The organism is Polymorphobacter sp. PAMC 29334 (assembly GCF_019431245.1).
In the GTDB taxonomy this organism is placed as follows: Bacteria; Pseudomonadota; Alphaproteobacteria; order Sphingomonadales; family Sphingomonadaceae; genus Polymorphobacter_B; species Polymorphobacter_B megasporae.
Window position 1 is genome coordinate 145,702 of record NZ_CP080243.1, and the last position, 26,650, is coordinate 172,351.

The 26,650-nt window shown below is 68.2% G+C and carries 23 protein-coding genes and 2 pseudogenes; 16 read left to right on the forward strand and 9 right to left on the reverse strand.

The features are described from left to right. Positions 1–10 precede the first annotated feature (10 nt). Positions 11–2,560, forward strand: a complete 2,550-nt coding sequence (ligD, locus tag KZX46_RS04475) for a DNA ligase D (RefSeq protein ID WP_219775660.1) — start codon at positions 11–13, stop codon at positions 2,558–2,560. Here the strand turns inward: ligD and KZX46_RS04480 are convergent. Both KZX46_RS04480 and KZX46_RS04485 read right to left on the reverse strand, forming a co-directional pair. Next, entirely contained in the window at positions 2,557–3,726 is a 1,170-nt protein-coding gene (locus tag KZX46_RS04480) for an alpha/beta fold hydrolase (RefSeq protein ID WP_219775661.1), read from the reverse strand. The two genes, ligD and KZX46_RS04480, sit on opposite strands and share 4 nt — an antisense overlap. A gap of 9 nt (positions 3,727–3,735) precedes the next feature. Then, entirely contained in the window at positions 3,736–5,106 is a 1,371-nt protein-coding gene (locus KZX46_RS04485) for a cytochrome P450 (RefSeq protein ID WP_219775662.1), read from the reverse strand. Between the two features lie 345 nt (positions 5,107–5,451). Between KZX46_RS04485 and rplU the strand changes: the two genes are divergently transcribed. The 9 genes and pseudogenes from rplU to KZX46_RS04530 all read left to right on the forward strand — a co-directional run bounded on the left by rplU (position 5,452) and on the right by KZX46_RS04530 (position 12,903). Then, positions 5,452–5,736, forward strand: a complete 285-nt coding sequence (rplU, locus tag KZX46_RS04490) for a 50S ribosomal protein L21 (protein ID WP_216708251.1) — start codon at positions 5,452–5,454, stop codon at positions 5,734–5,736. Positions 5,737–5,742: 6 nt separating this feature from the next. Further along, positions 5,743–6,024 (forward strand): 50S ribosomal protein L27, encoded by a 282-nt coding sequence (gene rpmA, locus KZX46_RS04495; protein WP_219775663.1) that lies wholly within the window; start codon positions 5,743–5,745, stop codon positions 6,022–6,024. A gap of 283 nt (positions 6,025–6,307) precedes the next feature. Further along, positions 6,308–7,348: a GTPase ObgE gene (obgE, locus tag KZX46_RS04500; RefSeq protein WP_219775664.1), complete on the forward strand. Its 1,041-nt coding sequence runs from the start codon at positions 6,308–6,310 to the stop codon at positions 7,346–7,348. Positions 7,349–7,530: 182 nt separating this feature from the next. Continuing rightward, on the forward strand, positions 7,531–8,709 hold the full coding sequence (gene proB, locus KZX46_RS04505) for a glutamate 5-kinase (protein WP_219776843.1): 1,179 nt from the start codon (positions 7,531–7,533) through the stop codon (positions 8,707–8,709). Between the two features lie 26 nt (positions 8,710–8,735). Beyond that, on the forward strand, positions 8,736–9,953 hold the full coding sequence (locus KZX46_RS04510; protein WP_219776842.1) for a glutamate-5-semialdehyde dehydrogenase: 1,218 nt from the start codon (positions 8,736–8,738) through the stop codon (positions 9,951–9,953). Next, positions 9,950–10,546 (forward strand): nicotinate-nucleotide adenylyltransferase, encoded by a 597-nt coding sequence (locus KZX46_RS04515; RefSeq protein WP_219776844.1) that lies wholly within the window; start codon positions 9,950–9,952, stop codon positions 10,544–10,546. The genes KZX46_RS04510 and KZX46_RS04515 overlap by 4 nt, the downstream gene beginning before the upstream one ends. A gap of 100 nt (positions 10,547–10,646) precedes the next feature. Then, a pseudogene (gene rsfS, locus KZX46_RS04520) lies at positions 10,647–10,967 on the forward strand (ribosome silencing factor); the annotation flags it as partial. Between the two features lie 135 nt (positions 10,968–11,102). Next, on the forward strand, positions 11,103–11,528 hold the full coding sequence (locus tag KZX46_RS04525; RefSeq protein WP_219775665.1) for a 23S rRNA (pseudouridine(1915)-N(3))-methyltransferase RlmH: 426 nt from the start codon (positions 11,103–11,105) through the stop codon (positions 11,526–11,528). Between the two features lie 46 nt (positions 11,529–11,574). Further along, on the forward strand, positions 11,575–12,903 hold the full coding sequence (locus KZX46_RS04530; RefSeq protein ID WP_219775666.1) for a S41 family peptidase: 1,329 nt from the start codon (positions 11,575–11,577) through the stop codon (positions 12,901–12,903). On the opposite strand, the pseudogene KZX46_RS04535 reads toward KZX46_RS04530, so the two are convergent. Then, positions 12,900–14,099: pseudogene (locus KZX46_RS04535) on the reverse strand (DUF2252 family protein). The gene KZX46_RS04530 and the pseudogene KZX46_RS04535 overlap by 4 nt on opposite strands. A 100-nt stretch (positions 14,100–14,199) precedes the next feature. Here KZX46_RS04535 and KZX46_RS04540 point away from each other — a divergent pair. From KZX46_RS04540 to KZX46_RS04550, 3 genes are read left to right on the forward strand one after another with little or no spacing between them, the layout of a single operon-like run. After that, positions 14,200–14,769 carry a YqaA family protein gene (locus KZX46_RS04540; protein ID WP_216708245.1) on the forward strand — a complete coding sequence of 190 codons (570 nt, stop codon included), beginning with the start codon at positions 14,200–14,202 and terminating at the stop codon, positions 14,767–14,769. Next, entirely contained in the window at positions 14,759–15,223 is a 465-nt protein-coding gene (locus KZX46_RS04545; protein ID WP_219775667.1) for a disulfide bond formation protein B, read from the forward strand. Before KZX46_RS04540 ends, KZX46_RS04545 begins: the two co-directional genes overlap by 11 nt. Then, complete coding sequence (locus KZX46_RS04550; RefSeq protein ID WP_219776846.1) at positions 15,220–15,717, forward strand: demethoxyubiquinone hydroxylase family protein; 498 nt, start codon at positions 15,220–15,222, stop codon at positions 15,715–15,717. The genes KZX46_RS04545 and KZX46_RS04550 overlap by 4 nt, the downstream gene beginning before the upstream one ends. 165 nt (positions 15,718–15,882) lie before the next feature. Here KZX46_RS04550 and KZX46_RS04555 read toward each other — a convergent pair whose 3' ends face one another. Next, positions 15,883–16,380 (reverse strand): NUDIX hydrolase, encoded by a 498-nt coding sequence (locus KZX46_RS04555; protein ID WP_226896094.1) that lies wholly within the window; start codon positions 16,378–16,380, stop codon positions 15,883–15,885. Between the two features lie 100 nt (positions 16,381–16,480). Between KZX46_RS04555 and KZX46_RS04560 the strand changes: the two genes are divergently transcribed. Then, positions 16,481–17,185 (forward strand): hypothetical protein, encoded by a 705-nt coding sequence (locus KZX46_RS04560; protein WP_219775669.1) that lies wholly within the window; start codon positions 16,481–16,483, stop codon positions 17,183–17,185. Positions 17,186–17,189: 4 nt separating this feature from the next. On the opposite strand, the gene acs is transcribed toward KZX46_RS04560, so the two are convergent. Beyond that, positions 17,190–19,115 carry an acetate--CoA ligase gene (acs, locus tag KZX46_RS04565; RefSeq protein WP_219775670.1) on the reverse strand — a complete coding sequence of 642 codons (1,926 nt, stop codon included), beginning with the start codon at positions 19,113–19,115 and terminating at the stop codon, positions 17,190–17,192. A 115-nt stretch (positions 19,116–19,230) separates the two neighbouring features. On the opposite strand from acs, the gene KZX46_RS04570 reads away from it, so the two are divergent. Further along, positions 19,231–19,464, forward strand: a complete 234-nt coding sequence (locus tag KZX46_RS04570; RefSeq protein ID WP_219775671.1) for a hypothetical protein — start codon at positions 19,231–19,233, stop codon at positions 19,462–19,464. 174 nt (positions 19,465–19,638) lie between these two features. Here the strand turns inward: KZX46_RS04570 and KZX46_RS04575 are convergent, their stop codons facing one another. From KZX46_RS04575 to KZX46_RS04590, 4 genes are read right to left on the reverse strand one after another with little or no spacing between them, the layout of a single operon-like run. Continuing rightward, positions 19,639–22,407, reverse strand: coding sequence for a glycoside hydrolase family 2 protein (locus KZX46_RS04575; protein ID WP_219775672.1), 2,769 nt, complete (start codon positions 22,405–22,407; stop codon positions 19,639–19,641). A 31-nt stretch (positions 22,408–22,438) separates the two neighbouring features. Next, positions 22,439–23,068 (reverse strand): 2-dehydro-3-deoxy-6-phosphogalactonate aldolase, encoded by a 630-nt coding sequence (locus KZX46_RS04580; protein WP_219775673.1) that lies wholly within the window; start codon positions 23,066–23,068, stop codon positions 22,439–22,441. Next, the gene (locus tag KZX46_RS04585; RefSeq protein WP_219775674.1) at positions 23,065–23,955 is read right to left on the reverse strand and encodes a 2-dehydro-3-deoxygalactonokinase; all 891 of its coding nucleotides are present in this window, start codon (positions 23,953–23,955) and stop codon (positions 23,065–23,067) included. Before KZX46_RS04585 ends, KZX46_RS04580 begins: the two co-directional genes overlap by 4 nt. After that, positions 23,955–25,676: an IlvD/Edd family dehydratase gene (locus KZX46_RS04590; protein ID WP_219775675.1), complete on the reverse strand. Its 1,722-nt coding sequence runs from the start codon at positions 25,674–25,676 to the stop codon at positions 23,955–23,957. Before KZX46_RS04590 ends, KZX46_RS04585 begins: the two co-directional genes overlap by 1 nt. Positions 25,677–25,750: 74 nt before the next feature. Here KZX46_RS04590 and KZX46_RS04595 point away from each other — a divergent pair, with 74 nt between their 5' ends. After that, on the forward strand, positions 25,751–26,641 hold the full coding sequence (locus tag KZX46_RS04595; protein WP_216708234.1) for an SMP-30/gluconolactonase/LRE family protein: 891 nt from the start codon (positions 25,751–25,753) through the stop codon (positions 26,639–26,641). Positions 26,642–26,650 lie beyond the last annotated feature (9 nt).

Sequence of the window (26,650 nt, forward strand, 5' to 3'; positions counted from 1 at the left end):
GGATCACACCATGCCCACCCCCGCCGACGCTATCGCCAAGTACAACAGCAAGCGCGACTTCGCGAAAACCGCCGAGCCCGCGGGCACCCCCGGGCGCGCCACCGGCAACAGCTTCATGGTCCAGCGCCACGCGGCGTCGCGCATGCACTGGGACTTTCGTCTCGAACTCGACGGTGTCCTGCTGTCATGGGCGGTGACCAAGCCGCCGAGCGGCGATCCGTCGGTCAAGCGCCTCGCAGTCCGCACCGAGGACCACCCGCTGAGCTACGCGGCCTTCGAAGGGACGATCCCCAAGGGCGAATACGGCGGCGGCACGGTCATGCTGTGGGACCGCGGGACGTGGACCAACGAGATCGACCCGCGCGAGGGGATGGCGAAGGGCAAGCTACACTTCAAGCTCACCGGCGAGCGGATGAAGGGCGAATGGGTGCTGATCCGCCTCAAGCCCGAGGGCAAGGCGGAGAATTGGCTGCTCGGCAAGATCGCGGATGAGTTTGCGATCGGGGCTGAGCTCGATTTCGATACGAGTGTGGAGACCGGGCGGACGATGGAGGCGATTGCGGCGGGTGAGCCGCCCGTGAAAACGACCACCGCGACGGCCCGCAAAAAATCGACTGTCATCCCCGCGAAAGCGGGGACCCAAGGTCCCGATGTTTCGACATTGGGTCCCCGCGTTCGCGGGGATGACAGAAAGTTCGAAGGCGATGGGAACAAGCCGAAGTCGGGCAAATCCCCTACCCTCAAACCACCCCCTTTTCGCGAACCCCAACTTGCCACTCTCGTCGACACGCCCCCGACAGGGAACGACTGGCTCCACGAAACCAAATACGATGGCTACCGCGCGCTCATCGCGGTCGGCGGCGGCACGGCTGTGGCCTACTCCCGCAGCGGGCTCGACTGGACCGCGAAGTTCGGCGCGGTGCCGACGGCGTGTGCGACGCTGCCGTGTGCGTCGGCGCTGATCGACGGCGAGATCGTCGCGCTCGATGCCGCTGGCAAGCCCAACTTCTCGACGCTCCAGGCCGCGCTCAAGGACAATGGCCCGCTGCTGTATTTCGCCTTCGACCTGCTCGAACTCGACGGCGAGGATCTCGCAGGTCTGCCGCTCATCGAGCGCAAGGCGAAGCTCGCGACCCTCCTCGCCGACGCCCCCGCGCCGCTGCATTATTCCGAGCACGTCCGCGGCGGCGGCGAGGCGATGTTCTCGGCGTTGTGTGCGGCAGGCTACGAAGGCGTCGTGTCGAAGCGCGCCGACGGCAAGTCGCGCCCCGGTCGATCGGGGTCGTGGCTCAAGTCGAAATGCACCCACCGCCAGGAGTTCGTCATCGGCGGCTGGTCGAAGTCCGAGAATGGGCGCGGCTTCGCCTCTCTGCTCCTCGGCATGCAGGAAGGCGGCGGGTTGCGCTACGCCGGGCGCGTCGGCACCGGCTTCGACGACCGCACGCTCGAAGATGTTGCCGCGAAACTCGCCAAGCTCGCCGCAGACAAATCCCCGTTCGCCGCCAAGCTGCCCGCGATCGCCAAGCGCGGCGCGAACTTCGTCCGGCCCGAACTCGTCGCCGAGGTCGCCTTCGCCGAATTCACCGCCGACGGCCACGTTCGCCACGCCAGCTTCCTCGGCCTGCGCGGCGACAAGACGGCGGCGGATGTCGTGCTCGAAGCCCCGGCGAAGGGTTCGGATCCTGTCGCCGCCACCCCTGCTCCCGACCGCCACGGCGTCCGCGTCACCAGCCCCGACCGCATCGTCTTCCCCGACCTCGGCATGACCAAGGGCGCGCTGGTCGATTATTACGCGGTCGTCGCCGACGTCATGCTCAAGGAGCTCGGCGGCCGCCCGATCAGCCTCGTCCGCTGCCCGCAGGGGCGCGCCAAGGCGTGTTTCTTCCAGAAGCACGACAGCGGCATGTTCTCCGAAGACGTCCACCACGTCGACATCGCCGAATCCGACGGCAAGACCGAGCCCTACCTATTCGTCGACAACCCCGAGGGGCTGCTCAACTGCGTCCAGATGGGGACGATCGAGTTCCACGGCTGGGGCAGCCGCGTCGCCGATATCGAGCGCCCCGACCGGCTGGTGATCGACCTCGACCCCGACGAGGGGCTCGACTTCGCCGTCGTCCGCACTGCCGCCGTCCTGATCCGCGACCGGCTCAAGGCAGCGGGGCTGGCGAGCTTCCCGATGCTCACCGGTGGCAAGGGTGTCCACGTCGTCGCGCCGCTCGTCCCGGACGCCGAATGGCCCACGGTCAAGGCGTGGGCGAAGGCGTTCGCCGAATCGCTCGAGGCAGAGATGCCCGACGCCTTCGTCGCCAACATGAGCAAGGCCAAGCGCAAGGGACGAATTTTCGTCGACTGGCTGCGCAACCAGCGCGGCGCGACCGCGGTCCTGCCCTATTCGGTCCGCGCGCGCGAAGGGGCGGGGGTGGCGGTTCCGATCACCTGGGCGCAGCTCAGCGAAACCGTCGCCGGCAGCGCCTTCACCGCCGCCGACCCCGCCGCCGTCCTCGCCCAGTCGAAGCGCCCGGCGGAGAAGGCGAAAGCGCAGAAGCTACCAGCCTAGTGGGGAACGATTGTTTGGATGTCATCCCCGCGAAAGCGGGGACCCAAGGTCGCAATCGGGACATTGGGTCCCCGCGTTCGCGGGGATGACAGCTTTTTCTGGTCGCCCGACCGCGCCAGCAACGCGACAAGCTCGTCCTTCCACAGCACCGCCGAGGTATGCGACCCGTGCCCGCGCGTCGCGAGGCTGGCAGGAATCAGAACGAAACGCCCCTGCTGCACTCGCCCGATCGCGGCTTCAACAAGGTGCAACTCGGGCGGGTTGATCAGATCGTCGCCCGAATTAATCCATGTCAGCGGGACGTCGATCGTCGCCAGCTTTGGCCCGGGATCATAGTCGCGCGACGAATCGAGCTGGTAGATCAGGTCGTTGGCATCGCGCAGCGGCATGTCGCGCGCCATCCGCGCGGTCACCGCGGCGTCGACCGCGTCGCCGGTCGGCAGGTCGTGCTGCATCGCCAGCGGCGCGCTGCCGAACGCGACGAGCAGCGACATCGCCGTCCGCAGCCCCGCCGCCGGTTCGACCTTATAATCGCCTCCGGCCCATGCCGGATCGAGCTTGATCCCGTCGATCGCGAGCTTGCGCCACTGCCGGTTCGCCCCCGAAATCGGCACCGGAACACACGCCAGCGGCATCAGCGCGCGGGCAAAACCGGGGTAGGCCTCGGCGTACGTCAGCGTGTGCATGCACCCCATCGACGTCCCCATCAGCAGCCGCAGCCGGTCGACACCGAGCCCTTTGGTCAGCAGCAGATGGTCCGCCGCGACCATGTCGGCATAGGCGTAATGCGGGAAGCGCGCGTGGAGGCCGTCGCTCGGCTTCGACGACGCGCCGTGACCGATCTCGTCGGGGAGGATGACGTAATAGACCGACGTGTCGAGCGGCTGGCCGGGGCCGAACAGCGCGTTGGCGAACTGCGGCGCGAAGAACTGCTTGCCGCTCCCGCCGGTGCCGTGGAGGACCATCACCGCGTTGGTGACGTGCCCGGCCGCATCGCGCCGCGGCGTGCCGAGCGTCGTATAATGCAGCCGCAACTCGGGCAGCTTCTCCCCCGAGGCGAAGGTGAAATCGCGGACGACATAGTCGCCCTCGACCGGCACCGCGGCGGCGCTCGCGACACCTCCGGTAAAGAACAGGGCGAGCGCGGCGAAGAGGATACGGACCATGCGCGCAGTCTAGCGCGCGGTCACCAGCATCGGCAATCCGCCCTTGGGGCGCAGCGTGATCCGGTGTTCGGGCATGACGACCGCCCCCGGCAGCAGGTCGAGGCGGCAGCGCTGGACGATCGTCGCCAGCGTCACCACCGCCTCCTGGAGCGCAAAGCTCGCGCCGATGCACACCCGCGGCCCCGCCCCGAACGGCAGATAGGCAAAGCGGTCGATCGGCGGCGCTCCGGCCAAGAACCGCGTCGGGTCGAACTCGCCCGGCCGGTCCCACAATTTGCGATGCCGGTGGAGCACCCACGGCGCATAGACCACGGTCGACCCCGGCGGGATCGTCACCCCGTGGAGCGTGTCCTCGGCAACCGCCATCCGCTGGATCAGCGGCGCGGTCGGGTACAGCCGCAGCGTCTCGTCGATCACCGCGCGGGTGAAAACCAGCTTGGCGACATCGTCCGCCCCGACCGTCCGCCCGCCGAGAACATCGTCGACCTCGGCCTCGATCCGCTCGCGCGCGGCGTGATCCTGCGACAGCAGATACAGCGCCCAGCTCAGCGCGCTCGACGTCGTCTCGGTCCCCGCGCCGAGGAAAGTCAGGACGTTGTCGCGCACCACCGCCGGGGTCAGCCCCTCGCCGGTCTCGGGGTCGCGCGCCTCGAACAACAAGGTCAGCAGATCGCGCGGCGCGGCGGCGGGGTCGGCCGCAATAAGCGCACGGCGATCGCTGACGAGGCGGTCGATCAGCCCGTCGAAGTAGCGTCGCACCGGGGCCGCGCGCAGGCGGCTGACGCGCGGAATCCACGCCGGCGCGCCGAACAGGTCGAGCGGATCGATCGCCCCGGCAGCGGTGACGAACGACTGCGCGTCATGGACCTGCGCCCGGTCACCGCCGAGCCCGCCCGAGAAGATCGACGCGTCGAGCCCATCCAAGGTCACCTGCGTCATCTCGCGGTCGACCTGGAGCAGCCTGCGCCCGCCGCGTCTTGCCCAGCGATCGGTCAGCGCCACCGCCGCCGCCGCCATCGGCCCGGCGAACCCGGCGACGGTGCGCGGGGTGAACAGCCCGGCGAGCGCGCGCCGCTGAACCTTCCACGCCGGCCCCTCGACAGTGAACAGTCCCTCGCCGAGGCTCGGCTTGAGCACCCGCAGCTGGAGGTCGTCCTTGACGTAATTCGCCGCGTGATCGAGCATGAAGGTACGGATCGACGCCGGGTCGCTGACGATCGTGATATGCCCGAGCAGCGACTTGCCGCTCAACACCCACTCGTCGAAGTGCCGCTGCGTCCACATCCCCAGCGGATCGGTGAGCAACTGCGCCGCCCCGCGCAGTCGCGACAACGGCTTGGCCAGCGGCACCGGCGCGGGGGGCGTGAAGGCGATGTTCATAGGGCGAAGATAGGGACGGCGGGGGGCAGCGTCACCCGGCGGCGGGGTCGCAGCGGGTGACGGTCTTCCCTCTCCCCTTGAGGGAGAGGGACGGTCGCGCCCTTCGCGCGACCAGGGTGAGGGTGAGGATGGCATATCGAGTCGCTCTCTCCCCGCACTCACCCTCACCCTGGCGCGCGAGGGCGCGCCGTCCCTCTCCCTCAAGGGGAGAGGGAAGAAGCCGGCGCCAACCCCCGCCCCCGTAAACGTTGACAACCGCGGCCTCACCCTCTAGCAACCCGCTTCCCGTACGACCGCCCCCGTGGCGGACCCGTGCGCAAATCGATTCGGCCAAGGTTAAAGAACATGTTCGCGGTAGTGCGCACGGGCGGCAAGCAATATCGGGTCGCCACCGACGACAAGATCATCGTCGAGAAGCTCGACGGCGTGGCGGGCGATACCGTCACGCTCGAGACGCTGATGCTCGGCGACGGCGGTCTCGTTTCGGCGGGCGGCGTCACCGCCGAGATCGTCGCGCAGACCAAGGGCGACAAGGTCATCATCTTCAAGAAGAAGCGCCGGCATAACTATCGCCGGAAGAACGGGCACCGTCAGCAGCTGACGGTCCTGAAGATCGTTTCGGTAGGTTAAGGCACCATGGCACATAAGAAAGCAGGCGGCTCGTCCCGCAACGGTCGCGACTCGGCAGGGCGTCGTCTCGGCGTTAAGCGCTTCGGCGGCCAAGACGTCACGGGCGGCTGCATCATCATCCGCCAGCGCGGCACGCTCGTCTATCCGGGCCGCAACGTCGGCCTCGGCAAGGACCACACGCTGTTCGCGACTGCCGAAGGCGTCGTCGTGTTTCACTCGGGCAAGCTCGGCCGCAAGTACGTCAGCGTCGACGCACGGCCGGAACCGATGGCCATCGCCGCCGAATAGCTCGCTGGAGCGCGCGGTTCGCGGTCGTCTATCGATCGGCCCCGCCCTCAATTCTGTCATCCCCGCGAAGGCGGGGACCCAAGGTCACCACCGTCAGTGACTTTGGGTCCCCGCCTTCGCGGGGATGACGCCGTTTAGAGGTCGCTGTCTTTCTGGGTTGCTCGCAAGTCATCGCAACGCTCCGCTACAAGGCGCGACGCGCTGCCCGTGAGCATCTGATCGACCCTCGCCCCGCCCCATTCCGCAGCAAGCACCTCGCGCCAGAATCGTGTATTAGTCCGCCATGAAGTTCCTCGACCAAGCCAAGATCTACCTCCGCTCGGGCGCGGGCGGCGACGGTGCCGTCTCGTTCCGTCGCGAGAAGTTCGTCGAATACGGTGGTCCCGACGGCGGTGACGGCGGACGCGGCGGCGATGTCGTCTTCGAGAGCGTCGCCGGGCTCAACACGCTGATCGACTTCCGCTATTCGCAGCATTTCAAGGCCGGGCGCGGCCAGCACGGCATGGGCCGCGACCGCACCGGCGCCGGGTCCGACGACCTCGTCATCAAGGTCCCCGTCGGCACGCAGATCATCGACGACGATGACGACCAGACGCTGCTCGCCGACTTCACCAAGGTCGGGCAGCGGATCGTCCTGCTGCGCGGCGGCGAGGGCGGCAAGGGCAATGCCTTCTTCAAGACGTCGACCAACCGCGCGCCGCGCGAGTTCGAACCCGGCGGCGACTATGCCGAGGCGTGGGTCTGGCTGCGGCTCAAGCTGATCGCCGACGCCGGGCTGCTCGGCATGCCGAATGCGGGCAAGTCGACCCTGCTCAACGCGATCACCAACGCCCATGCCAAAGTCGGCGCATATCCGTTCACGACATTGAAGCCGCAGCTCGGGGTCGTCGGCCACAAAGGGCAGGAGTTCGTTCTCGCCGACATCCCCGGGCTGATCGCCGGCGCGGCCGACGGCGTCGGCATCGGCGACCGCTTCCTCGGCCATATCGAGCGCTGCCGCATCCTCCTCCACCTCGTCGACGCCAACGAGCCCGACCCGGTCGAATCGTACGAGATCGTCCGCGACGAACTCGACGCCTATGGCGCGGGCCTCGAGTCGAAGGACGAGATCATCGCGCTCAACAAGAGCGACCTCGTCGAGCCGAAGGTGCTGGCGAAAAAGAAGAAAGCTTTGGAAAAAGCGAGCGGCAAGCCGGTGTTCGTCCTGTCGGGGGCGACCCGCGACGGCATGGATGCGGTGCTCGACCGGCTCGTCGAGGCGGTCGGCAAGGCGAAGGCCCCGGCGGCAGGGGCAGCGAAGGACAAGGCGTGGACGCCGGTCTAAGGAGCGGAGCCAATCCCAACCGCGCACCCAGCGAAAGCGTGGATGCAGTTGACGCTGGCGGGTCCAACCCCAACCGTCATCCCCGCGAAGGCGGGGGTGCGGATTCAGTTGAGGAGGGCGGTCACAATCTCAACCGTCATCCCCGCGCAGGCGGGGACCCATCAGCCCAGCCGGTCGGGGTGATGGGTCCCCGCCTGCGCGGGGATGACAAGCTTAATGGGGGGGACGACGCAATCCGCCAGCGCGTCGCGCGCTTCTCCCCCGCGCAATGCCACCGACTCATCGTCAAGATCGGCTCCTCGCTCCTCGTCGGTGACGACGGCACCGTCCGCCGCGACTGGCTTGCGGGCGTCCTCGCCGATATCGCCGAACGCCGCGCCGCGGGACAGCAGGTCGCGATCGTCACCTCGGGGGCGATTGCCCTCGGCGCGCAACGGCTCGGACTGCCCAAGCGCGGACGCGCGAGCCTTGAGGACGCGCAGGCGGCGGCGGCGACCGGGCAGATCATGCTCGCGTCGTGCTACGCCGAACTGCTCGGGCACCATGATATCCAGGCGGCGCAGATCCTGCTGACGCTCGGCGATCTCGAGGACCGGCGGCGCTATCTCAACGTCGCGGCGACGCTCGACCGGCTGCTGGCGCTCGGCGTCGTCCCGGTGATCAACGAGAACGACAGCGTTGCCACCGCCGAGATCCGCTTCGGCGACAACGACCGCCTCGCCGCGCGCGCCGGACAGGCCGCCGGGGCCGTGGCGGTGATCCTGCTGTCCGACATCGACGGACTGTATTCGGGCGATCCGCGGCGCGATCCGGCGGCGACGCTGATCCCGACCGTCGACGCGATCGGCCCCGAGATCGACGCGATGGCGACCGCCGACTCAGGTTCGGGATTCGGCACCGGCGGCATGGCGGCGAAGATCGCGGCGGCGAAGATCGCGCTCGCGGCGGGCATCCACCTCGCGATCGCCGACGGGCGCGTCGACCGTCCGCTTGCGCGTTTCGCCGCGACCGGCCACGGCACGGTGTTCGTCGCGGGACCGGCGGCGCGTGCGCGCAAGGCGTGGCTTGCCGGACGCCTGACCGTCGCCGGCCGTATCGTCGTCGACGCGGGGGCCGTCACCGCACTCGCCGCCGGACGCAGCCTGCTCGCCGCCGGGGCAATCCGCGTCGAGGGCCGCTTCAAACGCGGCGACGTCGTCGAGGTCGTCGGCCCGGCGGGAGCAGTCGCGCGCGGGCTGGTCGCGTACGACGCCGCCGACGCCGCTCTGATCGCCGGACAACGCAACGACGCCCACGCCGGGCTGCTCGGCTATGCTCCGCGATCGGCGCTGATCCACCGCGATCATCTGGTGCTACTGTGACCGACGCGACGGCGATCATCGCCGAAATGGGGGCCGCTGCGCGCGGGGCGGCGGCGCTGCTGGCGCGCGAGACGGCGCGGGCGAAAGCCGACGGGGTGCGCGCCTGTGCGGCGTCTGTGCGCGTGAGGGCCGGCGCGATTCTGGCGGCGAATCGGCACGATCTGGCAGCTGCGACCGGACTTTCACCTGCCCTCCGCGACCGTTTACACCTCGACGAAGCCCGAATCGAGGCAATCGCCGCCGGACTCGACGCCGTCGCCGCCCTGCCCGACCCAGTCGGTGCGGTCATTTCCGCCTGGGAACAGCCCAACGGCCTGCGATTCGAACGGGTTAGGGTTCCCCTCGGCGTCATCGGGATCATCTACGAAAGCCGCCCCAACGTCACCGCCGACGCCGGAGCCTTGTGCCTGATGGCGGGTAACGCCGTCATTCTCCGCGGCGGCAGCGAGGCAGCGGCATCGAACGCCGCGATCCACGCCGCATTGGTCGAAGGCCTTGAATCCGCGGGACTCCCCGCCGCCGCGATCCAGCTCGTCGCCTCCCCCGACCGTGCCTTGGTCGGCGCAATGCTCGCCGCCCACGGTCTGATCGACGTCATAATTCCGCGCGGCGGCAAGGGGTTAGTCGCGCGCGTCCTCGCCGAAGCGAGGGTCCCGGTCCTCGCCCACCTCGACGGCAACAACCACGTCTACGTCGACGCCGCCGCCGATCCGACGATGGCCAAGGCGATCGTCCTCGACGCCAAGATGCGCCGGACCGGCGTCTGCGGCGCGATGGAAACGCTGCTGATCGACCGCGCCTACCCCGACCCCGCCGGATTGATCGCCGCCCTGCTCGATTCCGGCTGCGAAGTCCGTGCCTTAGCCGACCTCATGCCGCTAGACCGCCGCCTCGTCCCAGCCACCGCCGAAGACTGGGACAACGAATATCTCGACGCCATCGCCGCCGTCACACTCGTCGATGGCGTCTCCGGAGCGATCGACCACATCGCCAGCCACGGCTCGCATCACACCGACGCGATCGTCACCGCCGACCCCGACACCGCCGCCTTCTTCCTCGCCGAGGTCGACAGCGCAATCGTCCTCCACAACGCCTCGACCCAGTTCGCCGACGGCGGCGAGTTCGGCTTCGGCACCGAGATCGGCATCGCCACCGGCCGCCTTCACGCCCGCGGCCCGGTCGCACTCGAAGGGCTGACGACGTACAAGAACGTCGTCCGCGGCACCGGACAGGTCCGCGGCTGAAGACCGTCGGGCTCCTCGGCGGGTCGTTCAATCCCGCGCATGCCGGGCATCGGCACATCAGCGTCGAGGCGTTGCGGCGGCTCGATCTCGACGAAGTCTGGTGGCTGGTCAGCCCGCAGAACCCGCTCAAAGCCAGCACGGACATGGCCCCGCTCGCAGCGCGGGTTGCCTCGGCGAACGTCGTCGCGCGGCACCGGCGCATCGTCGTCAGCGATCTCGAAGTCGGGCTCGGCACGCGCTATGCCGTCGATACCGTCGCCGTATTGCTTCGCCGCTACCCCAAGGTCCGGTTCGTCTGGCTGATGGGCGCGGACAACCTCGTCGACTTCGACCATTGGTCGCGGTGGCGCGCGCTGGCGCTTCTGGTGCCGATTGCGGTTTTCGCGCGTCCGGGCTATATGGGACGGGCTTTGACGGCGCCGGCGATGGCGTGGTTCAGGCGTTGGCGGCATGCTTCGGCATCCGTGCGGCGCTGGCGCGAATGGAGGCTTCCGGCGATCGTCGTTCTCGACATCAGGATGAGCCCGCTGTCGGCGACAGCGATCCGGAGCGCTGACCCGAACTGGGCAGATCCCGACAGGGCTTCCCGATGATGAGGACTACGACTTGGCTTTGACTCCCGCCGCCGCTCCCCGGACGGCTTTGACGACCGCTGCTGCACCGCGTGCCGTCGGCGCAAACGACCCCGCGGTGATGGCGCTTCACGCGCTGGTGATGTCGACGCTCGAGGACGACCAGGCGGTCGAGGTCGTGTCGATCCCGCTCGCCGGCAAGACATCGATCGCCGATCACATGGTCATCGCCAGCGGCAGGTCAACGCGGCAGGTCGCGTCGATGGCGGCGAAGATCGCCGAGCGCGCCAAGGCTGAGCTTGGACGCAGTGTTCGGATCGAAGGCCTGCCCGCCGCCGACTGGGTACTGATCGACGCGCAGGACGTCATCGTCCACCTGTTCCGCCCCGAGGTCCGCACCTTTTACAACCTCGAGAAGATGTGGGCGTTCGACGGCCCGAGCGGATCGACCAGCGACCGCCGCGCCCCGCCGAAAGCCGCCGCATTCAAGGATCTCGATCCGGTTCCCGACGCGACCCCGTTCGAGGCCGCATCGCTCGGCACCGAAGATGCCTTCGACGACGGCGAAGACGCCTAGTTGCGCCTCCACGTCGTCGCGCATGGGCGGATCGGACGCGGACCGGAGGCCGACCTCGTCGATCGCTATCTCAAGCGTATCACGTGGCCGCTGACACTGACCGAATTGAGCGACGCGGGCAGCGGCAAGGTCGCAGACCTGCCGAGCCCCGCGGTGACGATCCTCCTCGATGAACGCGGCACCGCGCTGACGTCGCGAGCCTTTGCCGATCGACTGGCCGGATGGCGCGACGACGGGATGCGCGAGGCGCGTTTCGTCATCGGTCCAGCCGACGGGCATGGCGAAACTGCGCGGGCAAATGCCGGCTTGTTGCTCAGCTTCGGTCCCGCGACATGGCCGCACCTGCTGGTTCGCGGCATGCTCGCCGAGCAGCTTTATCGTGCGACATCGCTGCTGGCGGGACATCCGTATCATCGTGATGGCTAGCTGCGGCCGAAATGCTATATCTGGCGCATTGCCGAAGGAATTGCTTATGCTGTCGACCCGCGTCCGACTTGCGCTGACCGCGAGCCTTCTCGTCCTGCTCCCCGCGCCGATGCTTCAGGCTGCACCCGAGACCGACACCAACAAGCGCCTCGACGCGCTGATGGACGTGTTCGAGCGCGTCCGCGCCGATTATGTCGACAAGGTCGACGACAAGAAGCTGATCGAGGGCGCGATCAACGGCATGCTCGCCAGCCTCGACCCGCATTCGAGCTACCTCGACGCACGCGACTTCGCCAACATGAAGCAGGTCACCGACGGCGAGTACGGCGGACTCGGCTTGACCGTCTCGACCGAAGAGGGCGCGGTCAAGGTCGTCGCCCCAACCGACGATACGCCCGCCGCACGCGCCGGGATCAAGTCGGGCGACTACATCACCCGGATCGACGGCGAGCTGCTGTATGGCGTGACGCTGACCGAGGCGGTCGACAAGATGCGCGGCGCGGCGGGCACGACGATCAAGATCACCGTCATCCGCGAAGGCGCGCCGAAGCCGCTAGAATTTACCCTCAAGCGCGAGATCATCCAGATCAAGCCGGTCAAGTGGGAGGTCAAGGGCGACGCCGGGATCATCCGCATCTCGTCGTTCAGCAAGCAGACCGGTCCCGCCACCAAGGCGGCGATCGCCGGCATCGAGAAGCAGCTTGGCGACAAACTCGCTGGTTTCGTCGTCGACCTGCGCTCGAACCCCGGCGGGCTGCTCGACCAGTCGATCGAGGTCAGCGACGCCTTCCTCGACCACGGCGAGATCGTTTCGCAGCGCGGTCGGACGAAGAACGACATCCAGCGCTATTACGCGCACAGCGGCGACCTGACCGGCGGCAAGCCCGTCGTCGTCCTGATCGACGAAGGCTCGGCATCGGCGGCGGAGATCGTCGCGGGGGCGCTGCAGGATCAGCGCCGCGCGATCATCCTCGGCCAGCGCAGCTTCGGTAAGGGGTCGGTCCAGACGCTGATCCCGCTCGACGAGACGAGCGCGCTGCGGCTGACGACCGCGCGTTACTACACCCCGTCCGGCCGGTCGGTGCAGGAAGCCGGGATCGAGCCCGATATCGTCGTGCCGCAGCTCAGCGATCCGCTCGCCGCCGACGCGTCGCGCCCCAAGTTGCGCGAGGCCGATCTCAAGCGCCACCTGATCAACGAGGTCAAGGCGGGCGACAAGCTGATCGAGACCGACGTCAAAGCTGATCCGCGCTTCGCCGACACCCCCGAGACGCTCAAGAAAAAGGGCATCACCGACTATCAAATGGACTATGCGGTCAAGCTGATCAGTCGGCTCGCGCCCTTCGCAGCGGTGCAGACCGCCGCGAAGGGCTAAGCGGCCATCGCATAGCGGCGGCAATGTTCAAGGTAGCCGGCTTCGTGGCTGGCGACGAGGTCGACGACCGCGCGCCATAGCCAGGATGGTGCCTCGATGCCGCTGCCGCGGTAGTCGCCGAGCAACGATCGCCACTCGCGCCGCGTCGCACCGTCCATTTGCCGGGCATGCGCCTTGCCGACGACCTGCCCGAGTTATCGCGCCGCTCGCGTCGCCTCGACCCGCGAAAACTGGTCGATCTCGAGCTTGAGGTCCTGCGGCATCAGTTCGCGCAGCACGACGGGGCTGCCGAGCAGCTTTGCCGCGAGCATCCGTTCACCGAGGTTCGGGGATAGCGCGCGGGCTCCGGTAACGACGCGGATTGCGTGGTCGGCTGGAATGGTTGCGCCGGCGGCTGCCGGGGCCGCGGCCGCGACCGCTTCCTTGATATCGACCAATGCCATTTGTGGCGGTCTGCCGTGGCGTTCGATGGCGATCAAGGCCGCAAAGCGCAGCTTCCCGAGCGAGCTGCACCCTTTCATCCAGTACGCCGCGTCGACCAGCGCGACGTCATTGTGATCGTTCCGTCCGCTGAGCGTGGTCACCATCTGCTTGACCCCGTCCTCGGCGAACAGCGCGTCGAGACCGGATCGCTCGGCGTCGGTCAGCGCCCAGAACTTCTTGCCGAGCGGGATCGTCGGCTTGATGTCGCTCAGTCGCTCCTCGGCAAGGTGCCGCCAGCGCCGGCCGAGAGCACGCCGCCTGACCGCGCGGACGGCGTCGGGCTCGGGGGCCGGGTCGTGATGGCTGGGATCGGCGAGGGCGGAATCGTAGCCGTCGACGATTTCCTCGATCATCCGCGCGGTCGTGACCCCGGGCAGGTCTGCACCCCGCGCGGCGGTGGCGAGCGACAGCCCGAGCCGGATCAGGTCGTGGGTCGGATTGCCGATGACGGTCTGGTCGAGGTCGCGGATCTGCACGTCGACCTTGCCGTCAGCATCGGCGAGCGGCCCGAGATTGCCGAGGTGGCAGTCGCCGCAGATCCATACCGGCGGTCCGGCGGGCAGCGCGGCGGCGGCGGACGATTCGGCAAGCCACTCGTAGAATTTTACGGTGTTGCCCCGGACGTAGGCGTGGGTAGACTCCGCCATCTTGAGCGTCCGCTTCCGCTCGAGTGTCGCGCCGCGGTCGTCTTTGTGGTCGTCGATCAAAAACATGCTCCTTTGATCACTACCGAACGCACGGCGACACCTTTGTCGACGACTTGAGCCGCCGACGTGCTAGACGGCAAATCGTCGCTGCCGGAAGGGTCCCTGCTTGCTCCGCTCACTTTACGACCGGCTTATCGTCCTCGCCGGCCGCCCAGATGCCGAGCGCTGGCTGGCGCTGGTCGCGTTCATCGACGGGGCGCTATTCACCATTCCGCCCGAATTGCTCCAGCTGCCGATGTCGATCGCCCAGCCGAAACGGTCGCTGCGTTATGCGGTGATCGGCGCGGTGGCGTCGGCGGCAGGTGCCGTGATCGCCTATTACATCGGCGCGTCGCTGTTCAACGCGGTCGCCGATCCGCTGCTGATCTTCCTACACAAGAAAGCCGAGTTCGACCAGTTCAAGGTCCAGGTCGCGGGCAATGCAGCGCTGTGGCCGGTCGCGTTCCTGCTCGCGCCGATGCCAGCGGCAGTGGCGGCAGGGAGCGTCCACCTCGGATTGGCAGGAGCCTTGCTCGCCTCGATCGTCGGACGCGGCGGCCGATTCCTCGTCGTGGCGCTGCTCCTCCGCCAGTTCGGCACGGCCGCGCAGCATTTCATCGAGCATCATTTCCACTGGGTCGCGATCGTCTGCCTGCTGTTGCTGACCGCTTTCGTGGTGATCCGCTATGCGCTCTAATCAGGCCGCCAACGCGCTCGTCCTTGTCGGCAGCACTGCGCTGCTCGGCGGGGCACTCGCGTTCCAGTACATCGGCCACCTTGCCCCGTGCGAGATGTGCCTGTGGCAGCGCTGGCCGCATGTCGCCGCGCTTGTCCTCGGGCTGGTCGCCTGGGCGATGCGGAGCAACCGCGCGGTCGTCACGCTCGCCGCGTTGGCGGTGCTGGCGACGGCGGCGATCGGATATTTTCACGCTGGGGTCGAGTATCACTGGTGGGCCGGGCCGCAGGCGTGCACCGCCGCGGGTCTGGCCTCGGGCCCCGACTTCATCACTGCCGCGCTGGCGACGCCGATGATCCGTTGCGATGCGGCGGCGTGGACGCTGTTCGGTATCTCGATGGCGGGGTATAACGCCTTGTTTTCGACCCTGATTGGAGGCGTTGCGTTGTGGCTGGTGAGACCGTCGAGCAGATGATCCGGGTCGACCACGCCGGCGAGTACGGCGCGGCGCGGATTTATGCGGGGCAGCTTGCGGTGATGGGCAACCGGTCACCGATCGCTCCCGAGATCGGGCGGATGAAGGCGCAGGAGGCGCGGCATCTTGCGGTGTTCGACCGGTTGATCGTCGCGCGGCGGGTCCGCCCGACGCTGCTCCACCCGATCTGGCACGTCGCCGGCTATGCGTTGGGTGCGGCGACCGCGCTGCTCGGCCCCGACGCCGCAATGGCGTGCACCGTTGCGGTCGAGACCGAGATCGACCGGCATTACCAGTCGCAGCGCGACGCGCTTTCCGACGGCAAGGGCGGCGACATCGACCCCGAGCTCGCTGCCCATATCGCCGACTTCCAGGCCGAGGAGGTCGAGCATAAAGAGACCGCGAGCGCGATGGGCGGGACCGGCTTCCCGGTGATGTCGGCGGTAATCCGCGCCGGCTGCCGGGTCGCAATCGCGCTGACGAAGCGGATCTGAACGAACCTATCTGGGAAGTTCAAAATAAGTTCACACAAAAGGCGGTGGAGTTCGCGCCTCATTTTCTGGCGGAACGGAGATGCTTCCCCCCTCTTTGTCGCACGTCCGCGTCGCTGGAAAGTCTAGCATAACGGCGCGCCTGTAGGGCAGCGCCGCGGTCGGGCGTCAGACCAGCCCCAACGCCGCGATCAGGCGGCAATCGATCACGCAGCCACGCCCCCGCTGCACCGCGAGCCAGTCGCCGATCCCGTCGAGCGGCACGACATGGACGGTAATGTCCTCCCCGGCGACACCGCCGCCCGAGCCGGTCTGCTTCAGCCCGCTTGCGCGGAACAACGTGAACATCTCCGACGACATCCCCGGCGACGTCGCGAAGTCGCCGATGCGCTCCCAGCCGGTTGCGGTGAACCCGGTCTCCTCGTCGAGCTCGCGCGCCGCGGCGGCGGCCGCGTCGAAGTCGCCGTCGTCACCGATCAGCCCGGCGGGCAGTTCGATCGTCGGTTTCCCCAATGCCCGGCGCAGCTGCTCGACCAGCACGATCTCGCGCGCGTCGGTCACCGCCAGGATGACCGCCGCGCCCATCCCGCCGACCCGAGCGGCATACTCCCACGTCCCGTCGCGCCGGACTTCGAGGTATTTGCCCTGCCAGAGAAGGTCGGCCATCGCGGTTCCATCGTCGTTGAAGACCATGGATAGCAGCTCGTCCCATGATTCGTTCCCCGATCTGTGCTAGGCTTGCCAAAGTCTAAGCGGGGGAAGCGCGATGGATTTACCGGCAAGCCTGATCGACGGCGTCGCCAAACTCGCGCAACTCGGCGGCATCGGCGTCGGCATGGCGGTGTTCCTGTTCGCCTTTCTCCTCGTCTGGCGCGGGCAGCCGGTCGATCCGGGGCTTGCCGCCTTCCGGATGCGCGCGCTGACGCTCGGTGCCGCCTTCGCGCTCGTCGCCCTGCTGATCTCGCTCGCGCAGTTTACCATCGGGCAGGGCGCGCCCGCCGGACCGGGCCGCATGACGGTGACCTTCTCGCCGAGCTTCGCGACCGAAAACCTGCCGACGCCGGCGATGCGCCTGCTCGACGCAAACGGGGGTGCCGCCGTGGTCGAGGACACGCCGTTCGACGTCGCATCGGGGGCGACGCTCAAGATCAGCGCCGACAATCTGATCGAACAAGCGCGCAGTCTTCAGCAGGTTAAGGCGACGGCGCAGAACCTTGCCGCGAGCAACGGCCAGCTTGTCGCGGCGCTGACGGCGGCTCCGGTGGTAACTGCAGTTCAGCCGTCGGCCCCCGCAAGCCCGCATTTGATCGCCCCGTCGGAGCTGCTCAAGCTGCGCAGCGCGCAGATCGCGATCACCGCCAACCTCCAGCGCGGCAACTATGCCGCCGCCGCATCGACCTCCAACCGGCTGTCGCAGGTCGTCATCGGCGGGCAGGCCTTTGCCGTCGGCGCGCCGCAGAAGCAGCCATAACCGCCTAGCGGTTCTGCCGCCCCTCGATCAGCGTATCGACCACACCCGGGTCGGCGAGCGTCGACGTATCGCCGAGCGCGGCGAAGTCGTTTTCCGCGATCTTGCGCAGGATGCGCCGCATGATCTTGCCCGACCGGGTCTTCGGGAGTGCCGGGGTGATGTGGAGGTGGTCGGGGGTGGCGATCGGGCCGATGATCGTGCGGACGCTGGTGCGAAGTTCGGCGAGCAACTCGTCGGAACATTCGATCCCGGCGATCAGCGTGACATACGCGTACAGCCCCTGCCCCTTGATGTCGTGCGGGAAGCCGACGACTGCCGCCTCGGCGACGTGCGGGTGAGCGACGAGCGCGCTTTCGACCTCGGCGGTGCCGAGGCGGTGGCCGCTGACGTTGATGACGTCGTCGACCCGCCCGGTGATCCAATAATAGCCGTCGTCGTCGCGGCGCGCGCCGTCGCCGGTGAAGTACAATCCTTTGTAGGTGCTGAAGTACGTCTCGGCGAAGCGGGCATGGTCGCCGTAGAGCGTCCGCGCCTGCCCGGGCCAGCTTCGGGTGATGACGAGGTTGCCGCTCGCCGCGCCGTCGATGAACTTGCCCTCGGCATCGACCAGCGCGGGTTCGATCCCGGGAAGCGGCAGCGTCGCCGACCCGGGCTTGAGCGGGGTCGCGCCGGGGAGCGGCGAGATCAGGATGCCGCCGGTCTCGGTCTGCCACCACGTGTCGACGATCGGCAGCTGGCCCTTGCCGACGACGCGGTGATACCAGCCCCACGCCTCGGGATTGATCGGCTCGCCGACCGAGCCGAGCAACCGCAGCGACGACAGGTCGTGCGCCTCGACGGGCGCATCGCCGTCGCGCATCAGCGAGCGGAGTGCCGTCGGCGCGGTGTAAAAGACATTGACCTTGTGCCGCGCGATAATCGCCCAGAACCGCCCGCTGTCGGGGAAGGTCGGCACGCCTTCGAACATGAGCACCGTCGCCCCCGCCGATAGCGGGCCATAGACGGTATAGCTGTGTCCGGTGACCCAGCCGACGTCGGCGGTGCACCAGAAAACCTCTCCGGGGCGATAGTCGAAGACGATATCGAAGGTCAGGTTCGCCCACAGCAGATAGCCGCCGGTGGTGTGGAGGACGCCCTTCGGCTTGCCGGTCGATCCCGAGGTGTAGAGCAGGAAAAGCGGGTCCTCGGCCCCCATCGGCTCAGGGGTGCAGGTAGCCGGGACGGCGTTCTTGAGGTCATGCCACCAATGGTCGCGCTCCGGGTGCATCGTCACCGGCGCGCTCGAATGGCGGACGACGAGGATCGCCTCGACGGTCCCTGCGATGTCGGCGGCCTTGTCGACCGCGGCCTTGAGCGGGAGCGGCTTGCCGCCGCGCCAGCCGCCGTCGGCGGTGATGACGACCCGGCTCGCGGCGTCGGTGATCCGCCCAGCGATCGCCTCGGGCGAGAAACCGGCGAAGACGACCGAATGGACCGCGCCAATCCGCGCGCACGCAAGCATCGCGACGACCGCCTCGGGGATCATCGGCAAATAGATCGTGACGCGGTCGCCCTTGTCGACGCCGAGGCCGATCAGGACGTTCGCCATCCGGCAGGTGTCGGCGAGGAGTTCGCCATACGTGATGCGGCGCGGCGCGGTCGCGGGGTCGTCGGCCTCCCACACGATCGCGACGGCAGCGGGGTCGTGGCGGTCGAGGCAATTGGCGCTGGCGTTGAGCACGCCGTCCTCGAACCAGCGGATATCGACGGGATCGAAGCTCCAATTGCCCATCTTCGCCGGCGGCTTGACCCAGTCGAGGCGGTCGACTTGCCCGCGCCAATAGGTGTCGGGGTCGTCGTGCGCGGCGGCGCGCATCGCGGCGGCGGTCGCGGTGTCGATCCCGGTATGTGCGGCCGCAGCGGCGGTCACGGGATAAAGCTCGTCGGTCATCATCGTCCCCAAGACGTTGTGCGCGGACGCGACGGCCCGGGCGTGTTGCGGCAGAACCTAGCAGTGCGGAACGGCGCGGGCGAGGCGGACGTTAACCCTCGCAGGAGGACGGACTATGACCGACCACAAGGATCATCGCGAACTTGGCTTCGGCAACGTCGATGCCCGGCCCGATATCGACGGCACGCCGGGTGCAAACGGCGGCGGCGAGTCGTGTGGTGGCGCACGCTCCGAAACAACCGACACGACCGGCGGCGCGGGCTCGCCCGGCGGGCAGACCGACCCGGCGTATCGCGGCGGCGACAATCCGAACGCGACCCGTGACGGCGACGGCGGCGACGCGCAGTGACCGGCAGCAACGACGACCGCGACCTCCCCGCGGCGGCAAACACCTCGGGTCACGCGACCGGGGGGACCAACGCCCAGTCGGGCACGGTGTCGGGGAGCTAAACCGAACGCGATGCTGCGGGGATCTCGACCGACAAGAAGGCCGACGACACGAAATAAGGCCAGCCGCTCGATGCTAGCCGCTAAGCGCTTGGGCGATGAGCGCATGGAATAGCGTCGTCGCCACCGGATCGGCTCCCGGGGCGTCGGCGCACACGCGGAACGACGTCAGCACCGCCTTGCCGCGCCCGAACCAGCGTTCGGCGATGACCGCGCCGGCGCGGTGGCCCCAGCCGACGACCAGCCCGGCGGGGACGTGCGCCTCATGCTCCCACGGCTTCATGCCGACGAGAACGTGATGCGGCACGATGCGCTCGAACGACAGGTCGAACATCGGGCCGTTGGTCGCGTGCGCCGGGATCGCGGCGAAATGCCCCGACCGCTGGAGCCAGCTGAACGCGGTGATCCAGTCGCCGCGATACATCGTGTTGTCGCGGTTCTGCGCGAACAGCCCGGGGAAAGCCTGGTCCATGTGATACGGTACCGGCATCAGCGACGGCGGCTCGTCGGACCGCAGCCAGCGGCTCGGGCCGTCCTCGACCACGACCAGCGCGCGATGACCGCGCCGCACCGCCTCGACGAGCCGCGTGTCCATCGCGCGACCAAGCGACAGCGCCGCGTCGGGGGTATCGGCAAGCGTGTAGCCAAGCGCGACGAGCCGGTGGCGCATCCCCTCGTCGTCGGTCCAGATCGGCGGAGTCTCGGGCGTGGGAAGGCGCGGATAGATGCTCAGCGCTTCGTAATTGCGCGCGAGTACCCCGCCGTCGGCATCGCGCAGGATCATCTGCAGCGTCACCGCGACCGACGCTTCGACCGCCGGGAGGACGACGTCGAACCCTGCAATCGCCGTGACGGAGCCGGTGCCCGCCGCTGCGACCGGCACGCGTCCCGATAGGCCGAGCGGTTCGAGGGTCCAGTCGAGGACCGCGCCGGGCTCGACCGTGCAGCCGCCGGTAGCGACGGCGGGCGTGAAATCGACTGCTTCGCCCGCCCAATACCCCCAACGGCGGAAGCCGGGGACGAGGACGATGTCGGCGTTGACGTCGGCAAAGGGGACATGGAAGGCGCGCAGGTTGCGCTCCATGTCCATCAACCCATTGGCTTCCCAATAGATATCGGTCAGCTCGGTGATGACATAGCCCTGGATCGACGCGCTGCTGCGGAGCTTCTCGATCTGGTATTTGAGCCCGGTGAACTGATACCATTGGGTCGCGGTGATAAACGCGTCGAAGCTGCCGAAGGCGCGGTCGAGGAAGAAGCCGCGGTAGCGTTGCTCGAGCCCCTTGGGGTAGGCGACGCCCTCGCCCCATTGCGCGCCGGTCTCGAACCACCACGGGTCGACGGTGCCGCCCCGGCGCAGGTCGCGCGGGTTGGGCAGCCCCCAGACGCCGAATTCCGAGCAGACCAAGGGCTCGTCGCCGCGCCGCTCGGCATCACCATACGGGCTGAAGGTCCAGTCCTCGCGCGCGGCGAAGCGGTCGGTCAGATGGTCCCATTCGCCGCGCCGGTCGGGGACACCGCGGTAATAGTGATAGTCCTCGATGTCGGTCTTGACGTGGAAATTGGGGAAGCACGCCGAATTGTCGACCGCGAGGCGGCTCGGGTCGTGCTTCTTCAGCCAGTCATATTGGTCGATCAGCCAGCGGCGGTGATCGGGGTCCTCGGTCAGCCGGGTCCCCCAATCTTCATTGATGATCGTCCACGCGATAATCGACGGGTGGTGGCCGTCGCGCGCGATGATGCCCTCGGCGGTAGTCCGAGCGCGCTCACTCGCCTTTTCGCTGAAGCGTTCGAAGTTGGGAAACTCGGTCCAAACCAACAGCCCGAGCCGGTCGCAGACGTCGTAATACAGCGGGTCGGGGACTTTGATGTGGCAGCGGACAGTGTTGAGGCCGAGCGCCTTCGCCTTGCGGAACTGGTCTTCGAGGTAGGCGAGGTTGGGGACGGTGTAGAGCCCCTCCGGATAGTAATCCTGGTCCAGCGCGCAGCGCATGTAAAACGGCTTGCCGTTGAGCAGGAATTGCCCGTCCTTCGTCGCAATCGTGCGGAAACCGAAGCGCCGCGTGCCGCTGTCGCGCACCGTCGTGCCAGTGACAAGTTCGACCGACAGGTCGTAAAGATGCGGCGTGTCGGGGGACCATGCCTGCGGATCGGTGACGGTGATGCCGAACGGGACCAGCGCCAGATCGCCGCAATCGACACGCGTGCGCCCCACCACTGCGCCGTCGGGTCCAGCAATCGTCGCGACGAGCACCGCACCGGCCGCGCCGGGCGAGACCGCGACCGACACCCCGACCGCGCCAGAGTCGAGATCGGCACCGAGGATGATTGTGCCGAGGTTCGCCACCGCGCGGCGTTCGAGCCAGACCGGCTGCCAGATCCCGCCCATCGGGCCGTACCAGCTCTGCTTGCCGTGCGGGATTTCCTGGAACGGGTGGTCGGGAAACTCGGCGCGGTCGTTCGACGGCAGCGTCACCTTCACTTCGAGGCTGTTGTCGGACCACAAGGCGTCGCGGTCGAGCGTCACTTCGAACGACAGATAGCCGCCTTCGTGGACCGTCACCCGGCGTCCGTTTACATAGACTTCGGCGAGATAGTTGACCGCGCCGAAGCCGAGGACGACTTCATGGCTGGCGTCGCCACTCTGCCATTTGCGCGGGACGGTGAAGTTGCGCCGGTACCATGTGACGCCCTGCGTCTCGCGCAGATCGTCGAACTGCGCCTGCCAGACGCCGGGGACCTGAATCGCGCGCCATGTCTCCTCGCGGTCGAGGCGGAAATCCCAGACGCCGTCGAGCGAGACGCGCTCACGCAACAGGGCGGGGGCGGAAAGTGCAGTGGCCATCGCCCAAGCCTAGCAGCCGAGAATCACGGGTCTAGCGTGAAAGCGCCGCGACATACTGCGATGCAGCATTTCTTACGTCGGCGGGGGTCATGCCAGGGCGAAACACGCCGCCGCCAAGCCCGAAACCCGCGGCACCGGCGTCAATCCATGCCGCCATGCTTTCGCTAGTGATCCCGCCAACCGGAAGCACCGGGACGTCCTTCGGCAGCACCGCCTTCAGCGCCTTGAGCACCGTCGGCGTTGCGGCTTCGGCCGGGAACAGCTTGAGGATGTGCGCCCCGGCGGCGAGCGCGGCGAACGCCTCGCTCGGCGTAAAATAGCCCGGAGCCGAAACCAGTCGCGCAGCGACCGTCGCGGTGATGACGGCGGTGTCGATGTTGGGCGAAACGATCAGCGTCCCCCCGGCGGCGTGGACGCTTTCGACGTGCGCCGCCGAAAGGACCGTCCCCGCGCCGACCGTCGCCGTATCGCCGAGATGCTTCGCGAGCCGCTCGATGCTCGTGAACGGATCGGGTGAATTGAGCGGGATTTCTATGATGCGGATTCCTGCGGCAACCAGCGCATCGCCGACCGCGACGACCTCGCCCGGCGCGACGCCGCGGATGATCGCGATCAGCGGACATTCGGCAAAATGCGCGCGGAAGGTGTCGAGATGGCTCATGCCAAGGCTCCCGCGATCGCGTTCATTCCCGCGACAAAGGCAGTGTCGCCGTCGCGCTCGATCGTCTCGCGGCCGGCGCGGGCGAGCGCCACGGCGAAGCGGCCGGTCAGATCGGGGCTGCCGAGTACGGGAACGACGTCGGCGCGCAGCCGCCCGAGGCCGATCTTGACGTCGTTGCCGATCAGCAATCCCGAGACGTACGACGCGGCGTTGACCGCCTCCGCCTTGCCGAGAATGACGCGCGCGCGGACCGCGAACAGTTCGGCGGTCAGGTCGGCATTCGCCAGCGCGTGATCGACCCCGGCGAGGAAAGCCTCGTCGACCGGGGCGGGGTGGGCGAGCAGGTCGGACAGGATCGACTTCTGCGCGAGCGCGGCGAAGACGTCGCCGGTCATGACCGTGCGGAAGCGCGCGATCCGGCCCTCCTCCATCTCGACCCACTTGGTGTGCGTGCCGGGGTGGCAGACGAGCCCGTCGCATTCGACGCTCGCCGCCGCGCACGCGCCGAGCAGCGCGACTTCCTCGCCGCGCATGATGTCGGCGCGGAGGTCGCCGTCGATGAACGAAACGCCCGGCACGATGCCGACCCCGGATTCGACCCATGTCACCGCCGCGGCGATTTCAGCGAGCCCGGCGGGGGCAGCGACGTACGGCACCTCATGCCAGCCGCGGTTCGACCCGATCATCCCCGCCATCAGCAACGGGCGGCCCCCGGCGCGGTCGCGGAGTGCGGCGACGGCGGCGGGGAAGTCGGTCACGCTGAGGATGCCCTCGGCGTCGGTCACCGGCGCGCTCGCGGCCCAGGCGGCGTCAATCATCCACGCCCGGCGGTTGGTCGTGCCCCAGTCGACCGCGACGAAGCCGTTCGAGAAGTCGGTCCCCGCCATCAGTGCGACTCGCGGGTCACGACGCTTCCGCTCGATCCGCGCAGGAAGTCGAGGTCGGCGCCCTGGTCGGCCTGGGTGACGTGGTCGATGTACAACTTGTACCAGCCGCGGTCGTAGGCGGGGGGCGTCGGCACCCATGCGGCCGCGCGGGCCTCCATCTCCTCGTCGCTGATCTCGAGGGTCAGCGACGCATTCGCCGTATCGAGCGCGATCATGTCGCCGTCGCGGACCAACGCGAGCGGCCCGCCGATATGCGCCTCGGGGGCGCAATGGAGGACGACGGTGCCGAACGCGGTGCCGCTCATCCGCGCGTCGGACACGCGGACCATGTCGCGGACGCCGGCCTCGAGCAGCTTACGCGGCAGCGGCATGTTGCCGACCTCGGGCATCCCCGGATAGCCGCGCGGGCCACAGCCTTGGAGGACCATCACGCACGACGCGTCGATGTCGAGATCGGGGTCGTCGACGCGCGCGTGGAAATCCTCGATCGAATGGAACACGACCGCGCGACCGCGATGCTGGAGCAGCTCGGGCGACGCTGCGCCGGGCTTGATCACCGCGCCGCGCGGGGCGAGGTTGCCCTTGAGGATGACCAGCCCGCCCTCGGCCATCAGCGGCTTGTCGAGCGGGCGGATGACCTCGGGATCATCGTTGCGCGCCGTCCCCGCGATATCGCGCAGGCTCAGCCCCGACACGCCGACATGATCGAGATGGAGCGCCTCGCCGAGTTCGGCGACCACTGCGGGGACGCCGCCGGCATAATGGAAATCCTCCATCAGGAAGCGCCCCGACGGCATCAGGTCGACGAGCAGCGGCACCGATGCGCCGAGGTGCTGCCAGTCGGCGAGGTCGAACTTGACCCCGGCGCGCCCGGCGAGCGCGAGCAAATGGAGGACCGCGTTGGTCGATCCGCCGATCGCCGCGCACATCTTGACCCCATTCTCGAACGCCTCGCGCGTCAGCACATCGGCCATCGTCGCGCCCGAGCGGACGAGCTCGACGATGCGGTTGCCGGTGCGGTGCGCCATCGCCTTGCGTCGCGCGTCGACCCCGGGGATCGTCCCGTTGAACGGCAGCGACAGCCCCATCGCCTCGAAGATGCACGCCAGCGTCGACGCGGTGCCCATCGTCATGCACGTGCCGGGCGAGCGCGACATGCCGGCCTCGGCGGCCATGAAGTCGGCGTTCGACATCGTCCCCGCGCGAACCTCCTCGCTGAAGCGCCAGACGTCGGTGCCGCTGCCGATGTCGGTGCCGCGGAACTTGCCGTTGAGCATCGGCCCCGAGCTGACGAGCATCGCCGGAAGGCCGACCGACGCCGCGCCCATCAGCATCGCGGGCGAATTCTTGTCACACCCGCCGAGCAGGACGACGCCGTCCATCGCATAGCCGCGGATCGATTCCTCGACGTCCATGCTCATCAGGTTGCGAAACAGCATCGCGGTCGGGCGGATCTGCGTCTCGCCGAGCGACATCGCGGGGAATTCGAGCGGGACGCCGCCCGCCTCCCAGACCCCGCGCTTGACCCCCTCGGCGATGTCGCGGAGGTGGCTGTGGCACGGGTTGAACTCGCTGAAGGTCTGGCAGATGCCGATGATCGGCTTGCCGTCGAAGACATGGTCGGGGAAGCCCTGCGCCTTCATCCAGCTTCGGTGGATGAAGCCGTCGCGGTCGCGCTTGCCGTAGGTTGCGGCGGAGCGGAGGGGCTTGGGATCGGTCATGCGGTTTCCAACGTTCATGGCCACGGTCGGCCCGGGCGATAGCGTATCTAGTCTCTCGGCGCTAAGGAGCAACGATGGAAACAGCACTCGACGGTCCCGGCTGGCGCTGCGTGTGGCCGGCGCACTGCGACCTCGGCGAAGGGCCGATCTGGGACGCGGCGCGCGGATTGCTGTGGTTCGTCGACATCGAGCGATCGACGATCCACCGCTTCGACCCGGCAACTGGCGAGCGCCGCGACTGGACTGCGCCATGCCGGGTCGGGTCGATCGGCCTGCGCGCAAGCGGCGGTTTCGTCGCCGGGACCAAGCTCGGCTTCGCTTTCCTCGACCCCGACACCGGCGCCTTCGAGGTGATCGACCATCCCGAACCCGATTTTCCGACGAACCGCTTCAACGACGGCAAGATCGACCCGTACGGCAATTTCTGGGCGGGAACGATGGACGACCTCAAGCGCGACCGGTCGGGCGTGCTCTACCGCCTTGGCGCCGACCGTCGATGGACGAGCATCGATACCGGCTACCGCATCTCGAATGGCCCGGCGTTCAGCCCCGACGGCAAAATCCTGTATCACACCGACACGCTCGACCGGACGACCTATGCCTTCGACCTCGCCGCCGACGGCGAGGTGTCGAACCGGCGGGTGTTCAAGGTCTGGCGCGACGTGTCGGGCAACCCCGACGGAATGACGACCGACGCCGAAGGGCATCTGTGGGTCGCCTTCTGGGGCGGGTGGTGCGTCCGCCGCGTGTCCCCAGAGGGCGAGATCGTTGCCGAGCATAAATTGCCCGTGTCGAACATCACCTGCATGGCGTTCGGCGGCGCGCGCTTCGACCGGCTGTTCGTCACCAGCGCGGCGCAGGAGCTCGACGCCGATGCCGCCGCCGCGCAGCCGCTCGCCGGGGGGCTGTTCGAAATACTCGGCCACGGCGTCACCGGGATGCCGGGCGGGATCTACCGTGGCTGACGCGGCGGC

What these genes read in the sequence shown, in the direction of transcription:
- rpmA (WP_219775663.1), top strand. Translation starts at nt 5,743, where the DNA reads ATGGCACATAAGAAAGCAGGCGGCTCGTCCCGCAACGGTCGCGACTCG.
- KZX46_RS04590 (WP_219775675.1), bottom strand. Translation starts at nt 25,676, where the DNA reads ATGACCGATCCCAAGCCCCTCCGCTCCGCCGCAACCTACGGCAAGCGC.
- KZX46_RS04480 (WP_219775661.1), bottom strand. Translation starts at nt 3,726, where the DNA reads ATGGTCCGTATCCTCTTCGCCGCGCTCGCCCTGTTCTTTACCGGAGGT.
- KZX46_RS04595 (WP_216708234.1), top strand. Translation starts at nt 25,751, where the DNA reads ATGGAAACAGCACTCGACGGTCCCGGCTGGCGCTGCGTGTGGCCGGCG.
- KZX46_RS04510 (WP_219776842.1), top strand. Translation starts at nt 8,736, where the DNA reads ATGGGGGCCGCTGCGCGCGGGGCGGCGGCGCTGCTGGCGCGCGAGACG.
- KZX46_RS04550 (WP_219776846.1), top strand. Translation starts at nt 15,220, where the DNA reads ATGATCCGGGTCGACCACGCCGGCGAGTACGGCGCGGCGCGGATTTAT.
- KZX46_RS04485 (WP_219775662.1), bottom strand. Translation starts at nt 5,106, where the DNA reads ATGAACATCGCCTTCACGCCCCCCGCGCCGGTGCCGCTGGCCAAGCCG.
- proB (WP_219776843.1), top strand. Translation starts at nt 7,531, where the DNA reads ATGGGTCCCCGCCTGCGCGGGGATGACAAGCTTAATGGGGGGGACGAC.
- ligD (WP_219775660.1), top strand. Translation starts at nt 11, where the DNA reads ATGCCCACCCCCGCCGACGCTATCGCCAAGTACAACAGCAAGCGCGAC.
- KZX46_RS04545 (WP_219775667.1), top strand. Translation starts at nt 14,759, where the DNA reads ATGCGCTCTAATCAGGCCGCCAACGCGCTCGTCCTTGTCGGCAGCACT.
- KZX46_RS04555 (WP_226896094.1), bottom strand. Translation starts at nt 16,380, where the DNA reads ATGGCCGACCTTCTCTGGCAGGGCAAATACCTCGAAGTCCGGCGCGAC.
- rplU (WP_216708251.1), top strand. Translation starts at nt 5,452, where the DNA reads ATGTTCGCGGTAGTGCGCACGGGCGGCAAGCAATATCGGGTCGCCACC.
- obgE (WP_219775664.1), top strand. Translation starts at nt 6,308, where the DNA reads ATGAAGTTCCTCGACCAAGCCAAGATCTACCTCCGCTCGGGCGCGGGC.
- KZX46_RS04530 (WP_219775666.1), top strand. Translation starts at nt 11,575, where the DNA reads ATGCTGTCGACCCGCGTCCGACTTGCGCTGACCGCGAGCCTTCTCGTC.
- KZX46_RS04560 (WP_219775669.1), top strand. Translation starts at nt 16,481, where the DNA reads ATGGATTTACCGGCAAGCCTGATCGACGGCGTCGCCAAACTCGCGCAA.
- acs (WP_219775670.1), bottom strand. Translation starts at nt 19,115, where the DNA reads ATGACCGACGAGCTTTATCCCGTGACCGCCGCTGCGGCCGCACATACC.
- KZX46_RS04580 (WP_219775673.1), bottom strand. Translation starts at nt 23,068, where the DNA reads ATGAGCCATCTCGACACCTTCCGCGCGCATTTTGCCGAATGTCCGCTG.
- KZX46_RS04575 (WP_219775672.1), bottom strand. Translation starts at nt 22,407, where the DNA reads ATGGCCACTGCACTTTCCGCCCCCGCCCTGTTGCGTGAGCGCGTCTCG.
- KZX46_RS04585 (WP_219775674.1), bottom strand. Translation starts at nt 23,955, where the DNA reads ATGGCGGGGACCGACTTCTCGAACGGCTTCGTCGCGGTCGACTGGGGC.
- KZX46_RS04570 (WP_219775671.1), top strand. Translation starts at nt 19,231, where the DNA reads ATGACCGACCACAAGGATCATCGCGAACTTGGCTTCGGCAACGTCGAT.